Origin of the sequence: Pseudoalteromonas sp. C12FD-1, assembly GCF_037414265.1 — a bacterium.
Taxonomy (GTDB): Bacteria; Pseudomonadota; Gammaproteobacteria; order Enterobacterales; family Alteromonadaceae; genus Pseudoalteromonas.
This window is the reverse complement of the sequence record NZ_JBBEVD010000070.1, coordinates 43053-60721: the sequence shown is the minus strand read 5'-3', so window position 1 is coordinate 60721 and position 17669 is coordinate 43053. Positions and strand designations below refer to the sequence as shown.

At 41.3% G+C, this 17669-nt stretch carries 17 protein-coding genes; 4 read left to right on the top strand and 13 right to left on the bottom strand.

Annotated features, from left to right (window positions below):
• Positions 1 to 33 precede the first annotated feature (33 nt).
• Positions 34 to 771 (bottom strand): pimeloyl-ACP methyl ester esterase BioH, encoded by a 738-nt coding sequence (gene bioH, locus WDB87_RS12065; RefSeq protein ID WP_286245534.1) that lies wholly within the window; start codon positions 769 to 771, stop codon positions 34 to 36.
• Positions 772 to 844: 73 nt separating this feature from the next.
• On the opposite strand from bioH, the gene WDB87_RS12060 reads away from it, so the two are divergent.
• Positions 845 to 1522 carry a ComF family protein gene (locus tag WDB87_RS12060; RefSeq protein WP_337849994.1) on the top strand — a complete coding sequence of 226 codons (678 nt, stop codon included), beginning with the start codon at positions 845 to 847 and terminating at the stop codon, positions 1520 to 1522.
• Positions 1523 to 1530: 8 nt separating this feature from the next.
• Here the strand turns inward: WDB87_RS12060 and WDB87_RS12055 are convergent, their stop codons facing one another.
• Positions 1531 to 4086, bottom strand: a complete 2556-nt coding sequence (locus tag WDB87_RS12055) for a M14 metallopeptidase family protein (RefSeq protein ID WP_337849993.1) — start codon at positions 4084 to 4086, stop codon at positions 1531 to 1533.
• A 146-nt stretch (positions 4087 to 4232) separates the two neighbouring features.
• Here WDB87_RS12055 and nfuA point away from each other — a divergent pair, with 146 nt between their 5' ends.
• Together nfuA and WDB87_RS12045 are read left to right on the top strand one after the other, a co-directional pair.
• Positions 4233 to 4808, top strand: coding sequence for a Fe-S biogenesis protein NfuA (gene nfuA / locus WDB87_RS12050; RefSeq protein WP_337849992.1), 576 nt, complete (start codon positions 4233 to 4235; stop codon positions 4806 to 4808).
• 6 nt (positions 4809 to 4814) lie between these two features.
• On the top strand, positions 4815 to 5084 hold the full coding sequence (locus WDB87_RS12045; RefSeq protein ID WP_029774191.1) for a hypothetical protein: 270 nt from the start codon (positions 4815 to 4817) through the stop codon (positions 5082 to 5084).
• Between the two features lie 9 nt (positions 5085 to 5093).
• On the opposite strand, the gene WDB87_RS12040 is transcribed toward WDB87_RS12045, so the two are convergent.
• Positions 5094 to 6365: an MATE family efflux transporter gene (locus WDB87_RS12040; RefSeq protein WP_286245536.1), complete on the bottom strand. Its 1272-nt coding sequence runs from the start codon at positions 6363 to 6365 to the stop codon at positions 5094 to 5096.
• A gap of 42 nt (positions 6366 to 6407) precedes the next feature.
• Between WDB87_RS12040 and WDB87_RS12035 the strand changes: the two genes are divergently transcribed.
• On the top strand, positions 6408 to 7433 hold the full coding sequence (locus tag WDB87_RS12035) for a polysaccharide deacetylase family protein (protein WP_337849991.1): 1026 nt from the start codon (positions 6408 to 6410) through the stop codon (positions 7431 to 7433).
• Positions 7434 to 7436: 3 nt separating this feature from the next.
• Here WDB87_RS12035 and WDB87_RS12030 read toward each other — a convergent pair whose 3' ends face one another.
• The 10 genes from WDB87_RS12030 to cyoE form a co-directional block, all read right to left on the bottom strand.
• Positions 7437 to 8468, bottom strand: a complete 1032-nt coding sequence (locus WDB87_RS12030; RefSeq protein WP_286245538.1) for a protein-glutamate methylesterase/protein-glutamine glutaminase — start codon at positions 8466 to 8468, stop codon at positions 7437 to 7439.
• 8 nt (positions 8469 to 8476) lie between these two features.
• Positions 8477 to 9100, bottom strand: a complete 624-nt coding sequence (gene cheD, locus WDB87_RS12025; protein WP_029774194.1) for a chemoreceptor glutamine deamidase CheD — start codon at positions 9098 to 9100, stop codon at positions 8477 to 8479.
• Positions 9084 to 9914 carry a CheR family methyltransferase gene (locus WDB87_RS12020; protein ID WP_286245539.1) on the bottom strand — a complete coding sequence of 277 codons (831 nt, stop codon included), beginning with the start codon at positions 9912 to 9914 and terminating at the stop codon, positions 9084 to 9086. Before WDB87_RS12020 ends, cheD begins: the two co-directional genes overlap by 17 nt.
• Before the next feature lie 60 nt (positions 9915 to 9974).
• Entirely contained in the window at positions 9975 to 12680 is a 2706-nt protein-coding gene (locus WDB87_RS12015; protein ID WP_337849990.1) for a methyl-accepting chemotaxis protein, read from the bottom strand.
• Between the two features lie 48 nt (positions 12681 to 12728).
• Positions 12729 to 13214, bottom strand: coding sequence for a chemotaxis protein CheW (locus WDB87_RS12010; protein WP_004588228.1), 486 nt, complete (start codon positions 13212 to 13214; stop codon positions 12729 to 12731).
• The gene (locus tag WDB87_RS12005) at positions 13211 to 15298 is read right to left on the bottom strand and encodes a chemotaxis protein CheA (RefSeq protein WP_337849989.1); all 2088 of its coding nucleotides are present in this window, start codon (positions 15296 to 15298) and stop codon (positions 13211 to 13213) included. Before WDB87_RS12005 ends, WDB87_RS12010 begins: the two co-directional genes overlap by 4 nt.
• Positions 15299 to 15312: 14 nt before the next feature.
• On the bottom strand, positions 15313 to 15675 hold the full coding sequence (locus WDB87_RS12000) for a response regulator (RefSeq protein WP_029773320.1): 363 nt from the start codon (positions 15673 to 15675) through the stop codon (positions 15313 to 15315).
• A gap of 8 nt (positions 15676 to 15683) precedes the next feature.
• Complete coding sequence (locus tag WDB87_RS11995) at positions 15684 to 15956, bottom strand: STAS domain-containing protein (protein WP_004588224.1); 273 nt, start codon at positions 15954 to 15956, stop codon at positions 15684 to 15686.
• Positions 15957 to 16119: 163 nt separating this feature from the next.
• On the bottom strand, positions 16120 to 16737 hold the full coding sequence (locus WDB87_RS11990; protein WP_337849988.1) for an SCO family protein: 618 nt from the start codon (positions 16735 to 16737) through the stop codon (positions 16120 to 16122).
• Positions 16734 to 17663 (bottom strand): heme o synthase, encoded by a 930-nt coding sequence (cyoE, locus tag WDB87_RS11985; protein WP_337849987.1) that lies wholly within the window; start codon positions 17661 to 17663, stop codon positions 16734 to 16736. Before cyoE ends, WDB87_RS11990 begins: the two co-directional genes overlap by 4 nt.
• Between the last annotated feature and the right edge of the window lie 6 nt (positions 17664 to 17669).

Sequence of the window (17669 nt, the reverse complement as noted above, 5' to 3'; positions counted from 1 at the left end):
AAAGCTTTAAACACTAGCTTTCTTTAGGCTATTTTAAAGCATTGATTTAACGGCAGATAAAAACTCTTTTTTATGTGAAATAAACGGCGCATGCGAGGCTTTGTCTAATACTTCGTATTCAAACTCAGTATTTAGTGCTGCCATTTTATTGATTACTTTGTAAGGCACCAGCGCATCTAAACGGCCAAATATCGCTTTTATGGGCACTGGGCAATGTGCAAACACATCACGTAAATCGTCATTTTGCAAAATATTTAAGCCGGTACTCAACGCCTCACTTTTAGGCGCGTTATACTGATTTAACAATTGCTTTAGCTGCTTTATATCATCGCGTGCCGACTCGCTACCCATAGCCTGAATAGCCAAAAACCGCTCGATGGTTTTTTCTCGATGATTAATTAACTGCTCTTTAAATTGCTCAAGCACACTGGCTTTTATTCCAGGCCAATTATGCTGCTCAGCAAAAAACGGGGTTGAAGCGACTAAAATGACTTTTGAAACTTTTTCAGGCCAATGCTTTGCAATATACAATGCAAATAAGCCCCCTAGCGACCAGCCCATAACAATAGAGTCAGGGCTAAGCTGCTCACTTACGATTTCAGCTGCGTCGTGTAAATTATAAGGACTTGGGCAGCTACTGCTATTGCCAAACCCAGGCAGGTCTATACTGCGCACAGGCCCACTGTGTAAAAACGCCAGCTCTGGCTGCACTAACTGCCATACGCCCTGATTCATTCCCCAACCATGTAATAACACTAACTCGCTTTGCATATTTGCCTAACCTTAACCACACTTTGTCACATCATAGCGCTTACATAGACGAAAGCAACGCAAGGGGTTACCAATGCAACATACATTTTTTAATTGGTTATTTCCCTCTTATTGCGTGCAATGCCAAGGAGTGGTTAGTGCTCAAGAGGGATTGTGCGAATATTGCTTGGCAGATTTAAGCGTGTTTGATTTAAATAAGCACAGCAATTTATTGCACCGCCCTGATATAGTGGACACGTTTCCGCATTGCGAATTTGATAAGCTCTTTGCCTGCGCTTTTTATCAACCCCCTTTTGAACACTGGCTTAAACGGCTCAAATTTAATAATCAAATTCACTATAAAAAAGCACTGCAACAAGTAATTAATATGCAATTAGATGTGTTTTTTGAAAATTTTACGACTCAGCCCGACATAGCGATTATTTTACCTTTGCACCGAGGACGCTTTTTAACACGAGGGTTTAATCAGGTAAGCCAAGTATGGCAATCATGTTTGGCAAAACATGTTTGTATAAGTAATGCGTTAATACGAAATAAAGCCACACAAGCACAGTCAAAACTATCAAGAGCTAAACGGATTAAAAATGTAAAAAATGCCTTTGTATGCACACAAGATATGAGCGGTAAAACGGTGATTATTGTAGATGATGTAATGACCACAGGTGCAACGCTTAACGCTGCTACACAAGTATTAAAGCAAGCGGGCGCTAAACAAGTGTGGGCTTTTGCTACCTGTTTAACGCCACTTTAAAGGTGTCGTTAATCACCTCTTACTCTAAATGTGTGACCAAAAAATAAAGCATTACTGAGTAATCGGCTTGTGCCGTACCAGTATCCTCTAAATACGGGGTTATCAGTCATAGCAATAACACTGCCACGCCCGTATGAGTGGGCAATCATGGCTGCTGCACCGGCAATTTGCTGCTCATTTACGCCATCAGTAAACCCTGCTAGTAGTGGTTTTTGTGGGTAAGTGAGTATGTTTACAAACGGTGCATCTGATTTTTCTAATAACCAAGTGCTATTTTTAAATACCGGCAATGTTTCGCGATTAAGCGAAAATGTGAGTGGATGCGTGGTGTCCACATCGGTATTAAAAATAGCGCCGGCTATGCGTTGTCGCCCTGATAAATGGTCTTTATCTGCGTAATTTAGCCCTTGAGTATTAAAAGCGCTGGCTACATCTTGTCTAGATAAATAATTAGCTTTAAGTAATTGCTGATCAGCTAAAAATTTAGCACCGCCTTTGTGGCCCCAAATTACGCCGCCTTTTCTTACCCAGCTTTTAATGGCAACTTTATCGCTATCAGGTAAGCCCGAGTAATTGCCATTCGCTAGTACAATGTGACTGTAATTATTTAAGTCTAGGCTACCTAAACGCTCCATTTCTACTATGGTCGGAGAAATATCGACAAAACGGTCTAGGTAATACCATACTTCACCCGCTTCGTATTGGCTTACGCCTTTACCGCCCACAAGCAGTACTTTTGGCTCGTTTAATACCGCCATGGTGCGCGACCCTAAGTCGGCACCCTTACTTGTAAGGCCTGTAGTAATAGGCTTTATTGCAATACCAAATTGGGTTTGCGCATCGTTTAAAATAGCCACCCAATCAGGGTTCGTTTGCAGCCCTGCAGGGATAATAATACTGCCAGGTGCAAAGTCTATTTCTGTGGTACTGCTTTTAGCTGTTAAGGCGCTTAACGCTACACGTGCTTTAATACCTTGCTTTAGCAAGTTATTTAGCATTTTAGGCGCTAAGTAATCGTCCCAAGCAAAGCCAAATGCATAGCTTTGCTTTAACGCAGCAAATGATGGTTTAACGGCTTTTTGCCACGCAGTACTGGCTACTTCTAAGCCCCAACTACTTTTTACCTGTGCAAACTCTAAATTAAAAGCATGGGCGAGTGTCCAGCCCGACACATCGTAAAATGTGTTGTCGGCAAAGCTTTTTTGCTCGCTAAAAATGGCTTTTACTAAACGAAACTGTGGCTGAGCTAACGGCACAAAATAACTCTGGGTACTAAAGTTTTTGCCATTGGCTTTTAGCGTTTTGGTAAGTGGGTAAGCATTTATTTGATGCTGCTTTAGTAGGTTTAAAAATAGTTTGATTCGGGTACTGTCTTTCGCGCCTTCCACTACGTAACCTTCAAAGCTTTCATCATGTGCTAAATCAACGGCTTGGTTATAAAATTTTGCCTGATAGGTTAATAGCGCCTCGCGGTTATCTACCGCGGCTTTAAAGGTTGATAGGCTTGTTAATAACTGATTTTTAATAGTAAAAGGAAAGGTAAGCGTACCGTTTATGGTGTCTTGTACATGCCCACGTGAGCTGGCTTGCTCAAATAAAATACCTATACCGCCGTTTACATCGGGGTAGGTTGAACCCTTGCCGTAATAAAAGTCGTCAAAGCTTTCTTCGGTAAAATAAAGGGCATTATTTTTATCTAAGGTTTTAGCATGGTAATTGGCTATGGCTTTAGTAAGCGTTACGTTTTCATCTGGGGTAATTGGGTGCTTGCGACTAGCAATACCAGGTTGAAAAAAATAGCTACTGTTTGGACCCATTTCATGAAAGTCGGTAAGTATATTTGGCTTCCATTGATGAAATTTAGCAATGCGTGCACGCGACTCTGGGTGTTGTAACAATAACCAATCGCGGTTTAAATCAAACCAATAGTGATTTGTACGGCTACTTGGCCAGCTTTCTACGTGTTCACGCGTTTTAGGGTCGCTTGATAAGTTCATCCCCCGATTACTATTAGCCCAATTAGCAAAGCGAGCCAAGCCATCGGGGTTCAGTGAAGGGTCGAGCAAAATAACGGTATTATTTAATAATTTTTCTATTTCTGGGCCTTGCGCTGCAGCAAGGTAATACGCAACCAATAAAGCGGCATTACTGCCTGACGACTCATTACCGTGCACACTGTATCCCATCCAAACTACAGCAGGCCCAGTTTGTGTGTTTTTAGCTTGCTCACTGTTTGCTAAACGGGCTAAGTGCGCTTGGCGAATTTGCTCTAAATTAGCGAGCTTTTCAGCGCTACTAATACTTAGCATGACAAGCGGGCGTTGCTCGTGTGTGCGCCCTATTACTTCAAAATTTATGCGATCACTTTTTTGCGCTAGAATTTCCATGTAACGCACAAGTTGGTCGTGCCTTACATGCCACTCACCTACTTCGTAACCAAGTACGTCTTGTGGGGTGGGTATTGTTTTATCAAACTCTACATCTTGTTCAAAATAATACGAAAGTGGTTTTGCCATACTTGAAAAGCTAAGCATTGCCACCATTATAGTTACTATCCAGCGCATATAAATCACTCTAAAAATGTTTGTTATTTGCACGCTAGCATTGCTTAAAATAGATGCCAACTTTTTACGCTCAACACTAGCCGCAACACGATGAGCGGAGTATGATATGCAGTATCCGAGTAATTTAGTCAAGTATAGACGGTTTTATGATTTCTATTTCCGAAACAGCACAAGCGCATTTTGCTAAACTTTTAGCAGATCAAGCACAACAAACTAATATTCGTGTGTTTGTTGTAAACCCTGGTACATCACAAGCGGAATGTGGTGTTTCTTATTGCCCAGAAGACGCCGTAGAAGACAGCGATATTCGTCTTAACTTTAATGGTTTTGATGCCGTAGTAGATACAGAAAGCGCTCCTTTTTTAGAAGAAGCTGAAATTGATTTTGTTACCGACAAAATGGGCACTCAGCTAACGTTAAAAGCGCCTAATGCAAAGGCACGTAAACTAGGCGATAACGCATCGCTAAATGAGCGTGTTCAACACATGCTAGAAACCGAAGTAAACCCACAGCTAGCTAACCACGGTGGTCAAGTAAGCCTAGTTGAAGTAACCGCTGATGGTATTGCTGTACTTCAATTTGGTGGTGGTTGTAATGGGTGTTCTATGATCGATGTAACGCTTAAAGAAGGCATCGAGAAAGAAATGATTGCAAAGTTTGATGAAATCACCGGTGTTGCCGATATTACCGAGCACCAAGCGGGCGATCACTCTTATTATTAAGCAATAATGTTAAAGCCGCTTATTTATCGCTTAGGGAGCAACCCTAAGTTGAGTTTAACGCGCTTTTTTCGCGGCTTAGCACTGTTTGTGCTAGCCGTGATATTTATTGCCCTTGGCTACTACACTCACTTTAGTTTGCAAATTATAGGTGTGGTAATTTTAATCCCGGCTTTATTTTTTGCTGCATGGGGTTATAGCGGTATTTTTGCCAATCGTTTCTCGCAAGTTTTAAAAGACATGGGGCCAAAAGATCACGACCCCGACCTCTGGAAATGACACGTTCGCTTAATCTAGCAGCTGATTAGTTGCTTTTAACTGAAAATACTTAATAATTAACGTAACGCCGCGCATAAGCATAAAGCAACTCATAGCCAGCCATAATGCATTATTTTGCCACTCTATAAACACCCAAAACACCCCAAAAAAGCCAACAGCAGCTGAAAGAATCATACTATTACGCATATTTTTTGCCCGTGTAAGCCCTACAAATACGCCATCAAACAAAAAGCAGCTCATTGCTAACATAGGCAATGCTATTACCCACGGTAAGTAATTTGTCGCAGCTTCTATCACCTCGGGTACATTGGTTAAAAGCTTAATTATAGCGCTGCCAAACACTGCAAAAAATACGCTGTATAGCACGCCAAAAAGCATCCCCCAAAACACACTTATTTTTACCCACAATCTAATGTTATTAACGCTTTGCTGGCCTTTAGCTTGACCAACTTTGGCTTCGCTTGCATAGGCTATCCCATCAAGAGCAAAGCTTACTAACATTAAAAAGTTAAGTAACACAGCATTCGCTGCAAGCGTTGTTTCGCCTATGCGAGCGCCATAAAAGGTCATAAAGCTAAAGCACAATTGCAAAATTAATGAGCGGATAAATATATCTCTATTTAAACTAAGTAGCTCTGTCATTTTGCTAATACTGAGCCAGTTTGGCACGCTTAGCGCCACGCCTTGCTTTTTAGCAAGCTTAATCACTAGTAGCAACGCAAAAGCCAACGCGCTGTAATCTGCAATTAACGACGCCCACGCTGCTCCCGCTACTGCCCAGTCTAAATACACCACAAAGTATATATCGAGCACTATGTTGGTAATATTGGTCACTAGTAGCAAGTAAAATGGCCCACGCCCATAATGTACGCCAAGCATCCACCCAAGCAGCACTAAATTACACAGTGCGGCAGGGGCACTAAATATACGAATACTAAAATACTGATATGCTTGCGCTAAAACCTCGCTATTTGCGCCTGACAAAAAAGCAATTGCTTGTTTTATTAAAGGCGATAAAGCAATAAGCGCTAACGCTACACACACGGCAAGCAGTAAGCTGCGTTTTAAAAGCGCTGCCAACTGTGTTAAGTTATTTTGCCCGTATGCTTGGGCTACCAACCCAGTGGTGCTCATACGTAAAAAACCGGCGAGCCAAAATAAAATAGAAATAACAGCTGAGCCAAGTGCGATGCCCGCTAAATAATGTGCGCTACCTAAGTGGCCAATAACAGCGGTATCAACAATTCCTAACAGTGGGACAGTAATATTTGATAATATCATTGGACCCGCTAGCAACAGCAAGCTTTTATGGTGTGCCTTATTATGTTTAAGAAATTGTTTCATTTAGTTTTAATTACTCTTATTGGTTTTTCAGTACGTGCTCATGCGGCAGTTATTTTACAGTATCACCATGTAAGCGAAACCCTTCCAGCTGTAACCAGTGTAAGCGCAAATACCTTTACTAAGCATTTAAGTTACTTAAAAGAGCATAACTTTAATGTTATTGCGCTAAATGAGCTAATAAGTGCTTTACAACAAGATAAAACCTTACCTGAGAAAACAGTCGCTATCACCTTTGATGATGGCTATAACAACAACTACGAACAAGCAGCGCCTATTTTAGAAAAATTTGGTTACCCCTATACTATTTTTGTAAACCCTACGCTTATTGATGAAGGTAAAGGCTACGTAATGGGGTGGGAAAAGTTGAAAGAGCTCGCTGGCAAAGGTGCGTTAATTGCCAATCATACTGCTCAGCATGACTACCTGCATATTAAGCTAAAAAATGAAAGCGATACACAGTGGCAAGCACGTATAAAACAAGATATTTTGCATTCTCAGCAACGTATTAAAGAAGAAATAGGCCATGACTATAAATACCTAGCTTACCCATATGGTGAATTTAATAACAAACTGCAAACGCTTGTAAAAGAGCTTGGCTTTATTGGTATAGGCCAACACTCAGGCGCGGTTAATAAAGATTCTAACTTTACCCGCTTACCGCGTTTTCCAGCCTCTGGCTTTTACAGTAAATTAGATACGTTAATTACAAAATTAAACTCTCGGGCGTTTAGTATTAAAAACCTAGATTACCAAGACAGTGTAACTTCACAAAACCCGCCAACGCTCAGCATTGAGTTTGAAATGGGTGATTTTCATAAAAGTCAGTTTGCATGTTATGTATCAAGTGTAGGGCAGGCTAAGTTAACCTGGATAAACGACACAACTGTAAAAATTGACTCCCCAAAGGCGCTAAATGAAGGTCGTTCACGCTTTAATTGTACCGCCCCTTCAATTAAGCACCCTGGTAGTTACTATTGGTTTTCGCAGCCGTGGGTGATCCAGTAGCAATTACACCTTTATAGCCTGATGCAATAAGCGCTGGGTTACTTTATCAAGCGCAACAATTTCATGAGCGGCGCCTAAATCAACCGCCGCTTTGGGCATTCCCCACACCACAGAAGAAAACTCATCCTGTGCAATGGTGTAACCGCCAGCTTGTTTAATGCTAAGCAAGCCCTTTGCGCCATCGCTCCCCATACCGGTTAGTAGCGCTGCCACAATGTTTTTTGCGCCGCACTCAAGTAACGAGTTAAATAATACATCTACCGCCGGTTTATGGCGGTTAACCGGCTCAGAATCTTCAAGCTCGCAATATAAACTTGCCCCTCTTTTTTTTATGCTTAAGTGCAGACCACCTGGGGCTATATAAGCCCACCCTGCAGTGAGCTTATCTCCGTGCTGCGCTTCTTTTACGTTAATTGCACAGGTGCGGTCCATACGCTGCGCAAACGAGGTACTAAATACCGGAGGAATATGCTGGGTAATCACAATCGCAGGGCAATTGGTCGGCATTTTTATAAGCACTTCTTTTATTGCTTCGGTGCCCCCTGTTGAAGCCCCTATCGCTATTACCTTGTTTAATAAAAATTGCGCATTGGTAGGTAAAGGTTCATTTTCGGTGCTTACCTTTTTAAAACTTCTTACCCTTGCACCTGCCGCCACGCGCACTTTTTGCTGTACAACATATGCATACTGACTCATTTGCTGCTTAACATTCACGGTCGGCTTGGCAATAAAATCCACCGCACCTAGCTCAAGCGCTTCTAAGGTGATAGGCGAACCTTGCTGGGTTAATGTAGAAATCATCACAACGGGCATAGGTCTTAAGCGCATTAGGTTTCTTAAAAAGCTAATGCCGTCCATTTTTGGCATTTCGACATCGAGGGTAAGCACATCTGGATTGAGCAATTTAATCATTTCTCGTGCTTGATAAGGGTCTTCAGCACAGCCAACAACCTCGATATCGCTAGCCTGAGATAATATTTCGCTCAGCAAACGCCTTATCAGTGGTGAATCATCAATTATCAGAACTTTAACCATTACGGCTCCTAAAACAGCTCTATGTTAGTCTCGGTGGCTTTATCTTGTTGCTTAAGGTTTTGCAGGTAGCGCACTTCGCGTTTTTCAATTGTGTTGTTGTGCAAATTCTTCAGTTTTTTTACGTGGACTTTGCCCGTATGCGGATGAAAAAAAATTTTTCGAGGCCACGGCCCCCCCATATCTTGTGCAACAAGATTGAGCGACTCTTCCTGAATATAGGCATTGGCAAAGCTAATATTACCTATCCCTATGTCGGTCATTGCACTAATTATTTTGCCGCCACCAAAGAGTTTTATTTTTAAATTTTTTCGCGCTGCACCACCTTTGAGTACTTCGTTGATCAGGTATTCCATTGCCCAATTTCCGTAGCGGCAGCTCAAACTATGGGCACTGTTTAATTCTAGGCCTTTTTTTACCGGCAACATAAAGTGGTTTACACCGCCTATACCGGCTTTTTCATCATAAACACACGCGGCGATGCACGACCCAAGTACCGTAGAAATAAGCTCATCATTTTTTGAAACATAAAATTCGCCAGGTAATATTTTTGCCACCACGCTTGTGCGTCCGGCATCCCAGTAACGTTTTATATGTTCAAACCCTGGCAGCACCGGCCTAAACTGTGCGTGCATTGTGTTGCTTTTGATACATGGTTTTCCCTAAATTTTTAAACTCAGAATGCTCTTTTCCCATACTCTCTGAGTGCCCTAAAAACAAATACCCATCACGATTAAGTGCATTTGCATAACGTTCAAACAAGGTGTCTTTTGTTTCTTTATCAAAATAAATAACCACGTTACGACATAAAATTAAGTCAAACTGCCCTTTCATAGGCCATTCTTGTAAAAGGTTAAGGCGTTTAAAAAAAATATGCTTATTTAGCTGTGGTTTCACCTTATATGTTTGCCCATCTTTGCTTTTTAAAAACCACTTTTTAAGTACATTGTTCTCTAATCCATTTACATTAGCCGCGGTATAAATACCCGCTTGTGCTTTGGCTAATACATTAGAATCTAAATCGGTTGCTAAAATTTTTACATCCCAAGAACTTGGGAATAAATCGGCAAGGGTTATTGCTAAGCTGTATGGCTCTTCACCGGTAGAGCAACCCGCTGACCATACGCGTACTCGTTTTGTGACTTTGTTACTGCTAAGTAACTGCGGCACTATGGTGTTTTTTAAAAACTCAAAGTGGTGGGGCTCTCTAAAAAAAGACGTTAAGTTAGTGGTAATAGCATTAATAAATGCGTCAAACTCAGCCTCTTTATTATTGTGTAAGTATTCTAAGTATTGTGAAAAGTTTTTAAGTTTATGCTCCCTTACCCTTCTTGCTAAACGGGAATACACCATTTCGCGCTTATGATCGCCAAGCACAATTCCGCATGCGTTATAAACTAAAGTGGCAATGTCTTTAAAATCTTTATCGGTACATAAAAATTCTTTCATTGTCATACCATCCCTTGTAAAGCAGGCTTGCTAGGGTATTAACTAGCAAGCCAGTAATGACTAAAACTCTTCCCATTCATCTGCTGAGTCTATAAAGTTTTCGCCTTTGGGTTGGGGATTTTTTAAATAGCCACTAGGTTGGCGCGCAGGGGGCGCTGAGCGTTCAAAGTGCGTATTTGGCAATGTATTCATGCCTTGCTGACCAAATGAGAAAAAGTGCAATAGCTGGCGCATCTCGTTTGCTTGCTCAGCCATTGACTCGCCCGCAGCAGAGGCTTCTTCTACAAGTGCCGCATTTTGCTGGGTCATCTCATCCATTTGGGCAACCGCTTTATTGACTTGCTCAATGCCTGCGCTTTGCTCTTCAGAGGCCTCGGTAATATCTGCAATCATTTGAGTAACACGTTGCACACTTGAAACTATTTCTCTGAGCGTTTCACCCGACTCATTTACAAGCACAGAACCATCGGTAACTTTTGCCACACTGTCTCTAATAAGCTCTTTAATTTCTTTAGCAGCACCGGCTGAGCGCTGAGCTAGGTTGCGCACCTCACCAGCAACAACGGCAAAGCCACGGCCCTGCTCTCCTGCTCTGGCTGCTTCAACGGCGGCGTTGAGTGCCAATAAATTAGTTTGAAAGGCAATTTCATCAATAACACCAATAATGTCTGCAATTTTTTTACTCGACTCGTTAATGGCCGACATACTCGTTACTGCTCTATTTACAACTTCGCCACCCTGAATTGCTTTGTCGCAGGTTTCTTCGGCTAAATCGTTAGCAACTTTTGCATTATCCGCATTTTGCCTTACGGTACTGGTCATTTCTTCCATGCTAGAAGCTGTTTCTTCAAGTGATGAAGCTTGCTCTTCGGTACGTTGACTTAAATCAGCATTACCTTGCGAAATTTCCTCTGCACCACTGGCAACAAGTGTGGCTGATGAGTTTATGCGATTTATAACATCGGTTAGCTTATCTGCAGTGGTATTAGCATCTTGCTTAAGCTTATCAAACGAGCCTTGATACTCTTTTTCTATGCGCTTTGATAGGTCGCCATTGGCCATTGCATCAAGCATTTGCGCGGTATCACTAACGGCATCATCAACAATTTCAACTAAGCTATTTAAGCCTTGTGCTAAACGTAAGAAAAAGCCTTCTTTTCCTTTTTCATCTACTCGGGTTTCTAAATCGCCATTGCCCGCATCGCTAACTAATTGGGCAATTTCTTTTTCTATTGCTACTTCAGCCGTTCTATCTTCCCACTCAACAACAGTTCCTATACGTTCTTGTTCTGGTGTAAAAATAGGGTTTGCAACTAAACCAAAAGTGCGCCCACCTACTTTTATTTCGGCTCGGTAAGTTGTTGTAAGCTTTGCTAATAAGTTTTGTTGATGAGCTGGGTTTTTGTGGAATATATCAATGTTTTGCTGCATTAAGTTGGTGCTATCAAAGTTTGGTAGCTCCCTTTTCAAATCATCTTCAGCAAGACTCATCATCGATTTAACCGCGTTGTTCATGTATACAATTACATTTGAAGCATCGGCTATCATGGTGTTTGTTGCTACGGTATCAAGCGCTTGTTTTACTCGTAAGTTTTCTTGTGCTTCTGCACGTTCTTGCTCTGCTTTTGCTACGCTATCAGTGATATCTTCCCACTCAACAATGGTGCCTAAATGCTTACCTTCATGGTTTATCCACGGTGTAGCAATTAAGCTAAAAATAAGCCCTGCTAAACGTAACTCAGTTTTATAAGGCTGTTTTAAGTTTTTTAATAGTTCACGTTGATGGGCTGGGTGCTTATGAAAATCGTCTACACATGTGCCAATTAAATTATCGACAGAAAAACTAGGTAGCACACTTTGCAAGGCCGTTTCACGTGCTTTGAGCATTAACTTAACCTGCTCATTCACAAATATAATATTGAGGTCTTTATCGGCAATCATTACATTGGCTTGGCAAACGGTTAACGCACTTGCTAAGTCCGCAGCCTTTTTAGACTCGCGCTCGAGCTGCTTTTGCGCGGTGATATCACTGGCGTATTTTATCACTTTATAAGGCTTACCGTTTAAATCAAATATCGGGTTGTAAGAGGCTTGAATCCATATTTCTTGCCCTTGTTTACCTATTCGCATGTACTCGCCGGAGTCGTACTCTCCTCGTCCTAACTTGTCCCAAAACTGTTTGTATTCGTTTGTTTTAGCGTATTCTGGGTTCACAAATAATTTATGATGCTGGCCTTTTATTTCGTTAAGTTGATAGCCTAAACCATTTAAAAAATTGTCATTGGCAGTAATAATTGTGCCATCAAGATTAAACTCAATCACCGCCTGAGATTTACTAATTGCCTCAAGTTGGCCTTGTGCTTCAGCGGCCTGCTTTTTCTGTTCGGTAATGTCGGTAGCAAATTTAATTACTTTTAGCACTTGCCCTTGGCTATCAATAATGGGGTTGTAGGTAGCTTGGATCCATACCTCTCGCCCTCCATTAGCAAGGCGTTTAAACTCATTAGAAATAAACTCACCACCGCGCAAGCGTTGCCAAAAATTTTTATACTCGCTGCTTTGTGCTTCATCTGGTTCAACAAACATAGAGTGGTGCTGCCCTTGCACTTCCTCTAAACGGTATCCCATTGCATTTAAAAAGTTTGAATTAGCCGTAATTATTCTGCCGCTGGGTTCAAACTCAATAACCGCTAATGATTTATTTAATGCATTAACAATTAAGTCATTGCTTGATTCTGACTGCTTCGGATTACTAAACCATCCCATGCCCATCACCACCTTTATGTTTGTTTTTGTTGCTACATAGCGCTGTGGCTATATATCCATTGTTCTTTGTAAATCAATTAACGAGACCATTTTTTCGCCCACGTTTACCAACCCTGCGACATATTCACAATTACTCGAATCAGACAGGCTAGGGACGGGCTTGGCGTCTTGCTCTGCAATGCTGTAAACATCTGACACCGCATCTACTGCGATACCCATTATTTTTGAATCGTTTTCAAAAATAACTTTTACAACAATAACAACCGTTAATGGCCCATATTCAGTGCTTGGCAAGCCAAAACGTAAGCGTAAATCTATTATTGGTACTATGGTGCCGCGAAGGTTAATTACTCCTTTAACAAAATCCGGCGCGTTGGGTAGTACGGTAATTTCTTCCCAACTTCTGATCTCTTGCACGGTTAATATATCTACGCCGTATTCTTCGCCTGCCATAATAAAAGTTAAAAACTGCTTAACGCCTTGCTGTTGACCTAAATCAATTTTGTTATTTAGCTCGCTTTGTTCACTAATCATGAAGCCTCCAGAGGTGTTTTAGAATCTATGATTAGCTCTTGGCTACCTGGTTTTTTAAGCCCTGATAATTTTATTAAGCCGCTAATATCAACAATTAACGATACACGCCCGTCGCCTAAAATAGTTGCTCCAGACACCCCGTCTACCTTTTGATAGTTCGCCTCTAAACTTTTTATTACTACCTGCTGCTGCGAAAGTAAGTCATCAACCAGCAAACCCACTTTTTGGTTGTCGGTTTCAACAACCACCAGCAAAGTTTTGTCTAATGACTCTATGGCGTTTTGATGATTAAAAATTTGATATAGGCGTAAAATAGGGATGTATTCGTCACGCAGCCTTAGTACATCTAAATCTTTACCCACTCGGCTTACTTTAGTGATATCAATCTGTAGTGATTCAACAATAGAAATAAGTGGAATAATATAAGTATGCTGGGCAACTTTAACTAATTGACCATCTAAAATGGCAAGCGTAAGGGGCAGCCTAATTGTAAAGGTAGAGCCAACGCCAGGCGCTGATGAAACCTCAACTGAACCATTTAAAGATTGAATATTGCGCTTAACAACATCCATTCCTACACCACGCCCAGACAAGTCGCTAACCGCATCGGCGGTAGAAAAGCCAGGCATAAAAATAAGCTCGTTAATTTCATCATCTGTTAAATTACAATCAGCGGTGATCAGCTCATTCGTAATGGCTTTTTCTTTAATTTTTTGCGTATTTAAGCCTTGTCCATCGTCCATTATTTCTATCACAATATTGCCGCCTTGATGGAAGGCATTTAAGGTCACCGTGCCCACAGGATCTTTACCAGCGGCAACCCGCTGTTCAATTGTTTCAAGGCCATGGTCGAGGGAATTTCTGACTAGGTGAACCATAGGGTCAGATATTTTTTCCATTACCGTTTTATCTAGCTCGGTTTGCTCGCCTAATAATTTCAACTCCACCTGTTTATTTAGTTTTTGCGCTATATCGCGTACTAAACGCGGAAACCGGCTAAATACAAAGTTAATCGGTAACATACGAATACGCATCACATTTTCTTGCAGATCTCGAGTATTATGCGCCAGTTGTGCCAGGCCTTCTTGTAATGACGTAATGGTTGATTCGCTAATTTCTTGCTCGCTCAACTGATTTAACATGGCTTGTGTTATCACCAGCTCACCGACCATATTTATTAACGAGTCTACTTTGTCTATTCCTACTCTTATTGAGGTAGACTCTGGTGCTGATGTTGGCTTTTTATCGGCTGTGGGTTTGCTTTTAGGTTTATCGGGTGCTTTTTTAGCATTGCTAATAGGCGGTGTTTGGGCTGTGCTATCGCTGCTCTTTTCATCAGCGTTTGCGGTATGAGAAGTGTCTTCATCAAATAACCCGCCACAGATCTCTATTTTTATATCAGCATCATCTTCTACCCATTCAAACACCTCTTTAATGGCGGCTTTTTTTTCGCTGGTATTTAAAAAAAAGCGCCAGTGTAAGTAGCACTCGTCACTGCTTAAATCTTTGATATCTGGGATATCGTCTAAAAATGCCTGTGTTTCAAGCTCGCCGAGTTCAGCTAATTCGCTGATCATAAATAAAGGCTCGTTACCTGTTTTAAAAAGGTGATGATGCGGCTTGAAATCGATTTGAAAGGTATTTACCTCAGCAGCAGCCGTTACTTCGTTTGCCTCGCTTGGGGCTGAATCGGCTTGCATTTCGAGTACAATTTCAAATTGTTTTTTTAAAGTCGTAGCTTGTGATAAATCAGGCTCTTGCTCTGCTTGCAGCTCACCGAGTAAACCTCGCAAACAATCAACAGCTTTAAGTAATAAATTAACGTGCTCGGTGGTTAGCTCGCGCTCGCCTTGGCGTATTTGATCGAGTAGGGTTTCTAACACATGGGTAAACTCAGCAACTGAGTTAAAGCCAAAGGTGCCACTGCCCCCTTTAATTGAGTGCGCAGCTCTAAAAATAGTATTTATTGTTTCTAAGTCTTCTTCGCCGGGCTCTAAATTTAATAGCTCGGCCTCCATTGTATCTAGGCCTTCAAAACTTTCTTCAAAGAACACTTCAAAGAATTGACTTAAATCTATACTCACGCCGCACTCCTCAGTTAACGAATGACTTTTTTAAGTACCGCTAGTAACTGATCCGGGTTGAAAGGTTTTACAATCCAGCCTGTTGCGCCAGCTGCTTTACCTTCTACTTTTTTATCTAATCCTGACTCTGTGGTTAGCATAAGTAGCGGCGTAAACTTGTAATCAGGAAGGCCTCTGAGCTCTCTGATAAGCGTAATGCCATCCATAATGGGCATATTTACATCTGAAATTACCGCATCAAAACTTTGCTGCTTAGCAATCGCGAGGGCTTCGCTGCCATCTTTTGCTTCGGTAACATCAAAACCTGCGGTTTTAAGCGTAAAGCTCACCATTTGACGCATTGACGCAGAATCATCAACCGCTAAAATTTTCTTCATATAAACCTCTAACCTTTACTTTCAAGTGTTAAATATTGACTTAAGCCAAGTTGATTAATGGCGTTTTGAAGTGCATCACTGCTGCCTACCCATACAATTTTATGGTGTATGGTAAGTAGGTGTTTTTGTAAGGCACACAAAAGTTGAATTGACGCGGTATCGGCTGAAACAACCTCACTGACATCTAAACAAATATCGTTATTGCTATTGAGTTCTTGTAATAAATCTTGGTGAAGAGTCTCTACTTGCATAATCGCAAGTTCGCTTGGAAGTTTTAGCATTTTTTCAGGACTTTCCCTGTCAATTCAATTCATAACAAAAGCTTAGCCTTAGTTATTAAAATTGCCATAAAAGGCTCAAAAAAATTAATAAAACTTTTAAAAGTGGCGCTAAAAAGCAAAAAAGGAGCCTAAGATCCCTTTAAAATGCGTGAAAAGTTTAAAACTAGTTTTTATAGTAATCTGCTATTTGTTTAAATTCGCTAATGAGTTGAGTGGTATTAATAAGGGGCACATTTCCTTGTTGGAACTCAGGCTTAAATATGGCTCTTACAGCTCCATTTGCATCAACTAAAGCCACCGAAGCACTATGATCGACCGCATAGTCTGATTCTTTTGAGTCACTAATAGCATAAATTAGGCCAAGCTCTCTAACCACTGGGAATAGGTTTTTGTGCTCACCCGAAACAGCTAAAAAGTCAGGGTTAAAATAATCAATGTACGCTTTGCGCTTTACCGGCGTATCGCGTTGAGGGTCTACCGACATAAACCAAATTTGCAATGGGTATTCGTTATGTAACTTTTTATACACGCTGTTTAGTTTAGCAAGCGTTAAGGGGCAAATATCTGGACAACTAGTATAGCCTAAAAACACTAAGTTCCACTGCCCCAAAAATTGCGCTTTGGTAACTAACTTACTGTTTTGGTCGTTAAGTGTAAAATCAGAAAGAGGCTTTGCTTGCTCATATACTAAGGCTTGCACATCGGGTGCACTATTTTGCTCTGAGCAAGCGACAAGTAAAAACGAAAAAATTACAACTAAGCTAATCCGTAACTGCTTCATAAAAGGAGCCATTTATCTATAAATAAGATCACGAAGAGTACCATTAAATGCACAATTGAAAAGCGAAATAAGTCCATTGCGGTATCATTATTTGGGGCTAATTTAAGCTTAACCGCTTTATACAAAAAGAGTGCATTGAGCACACATGCGCCTACTAAATAAATACCGCCCGACATACCAATTAAATAAGGTAATACGCATACAAGCGCCAGTAATATGGTGTAAGCCACAACGCAGGTTTTACAAAAGTCGATACCGTGAGTCACGGGCAACATAGGAATTTTAGCGCGTTCGTAATCGCTTTTGCGTGCTATTGCCAGTGCCCAAAAATGCGGTGGGGTCCATGTAAATATAATCATTACAAGTAACCATGGCGCGGCTGCCATTTGATTGGTTTCAGAAACCCAACCCAATAAGGGCGGCATTGCCCCAGCTAAGCCACCAATTACAATGTTTTGCGGTGTAGCACGCTTTAAAAAAGAGGTATAAATAAAAGCATACCCAACTAATGCAAACAACGTAAGCACGGCTGTTAGGGTGTTTGCCCAAAGCATTAGCATTATAAAACCAGCAACTCCTATCACACCTGCAAAGCTTAACGCATGGGTTTTACTAAGCCGGCCTTTGGCTACAGGGCGGTGGCGTGTACGCGCCATTTTTGTATCTATTTCACTATCAACAACATGGTTTATTACCGCCGCAGCGCCAGAGAGCAAGCCAATACCTAGTAAACTAATAAATTGTACTACAATGCCTCGCCCTACATCAGGCGCCAGTGCCAAGCCAACCCAAGCAGTAAGTACCAACATAGCCACTACTTTAAACTTGCTAATAGCTAAGTAATCTTGCAGTAAATTATAAGCACGTTGAATAAAAGGATATGCGCTAATAACCTGTAGTTCTTTTTTGTCGAGTGTGAGTGCCATAAGTAT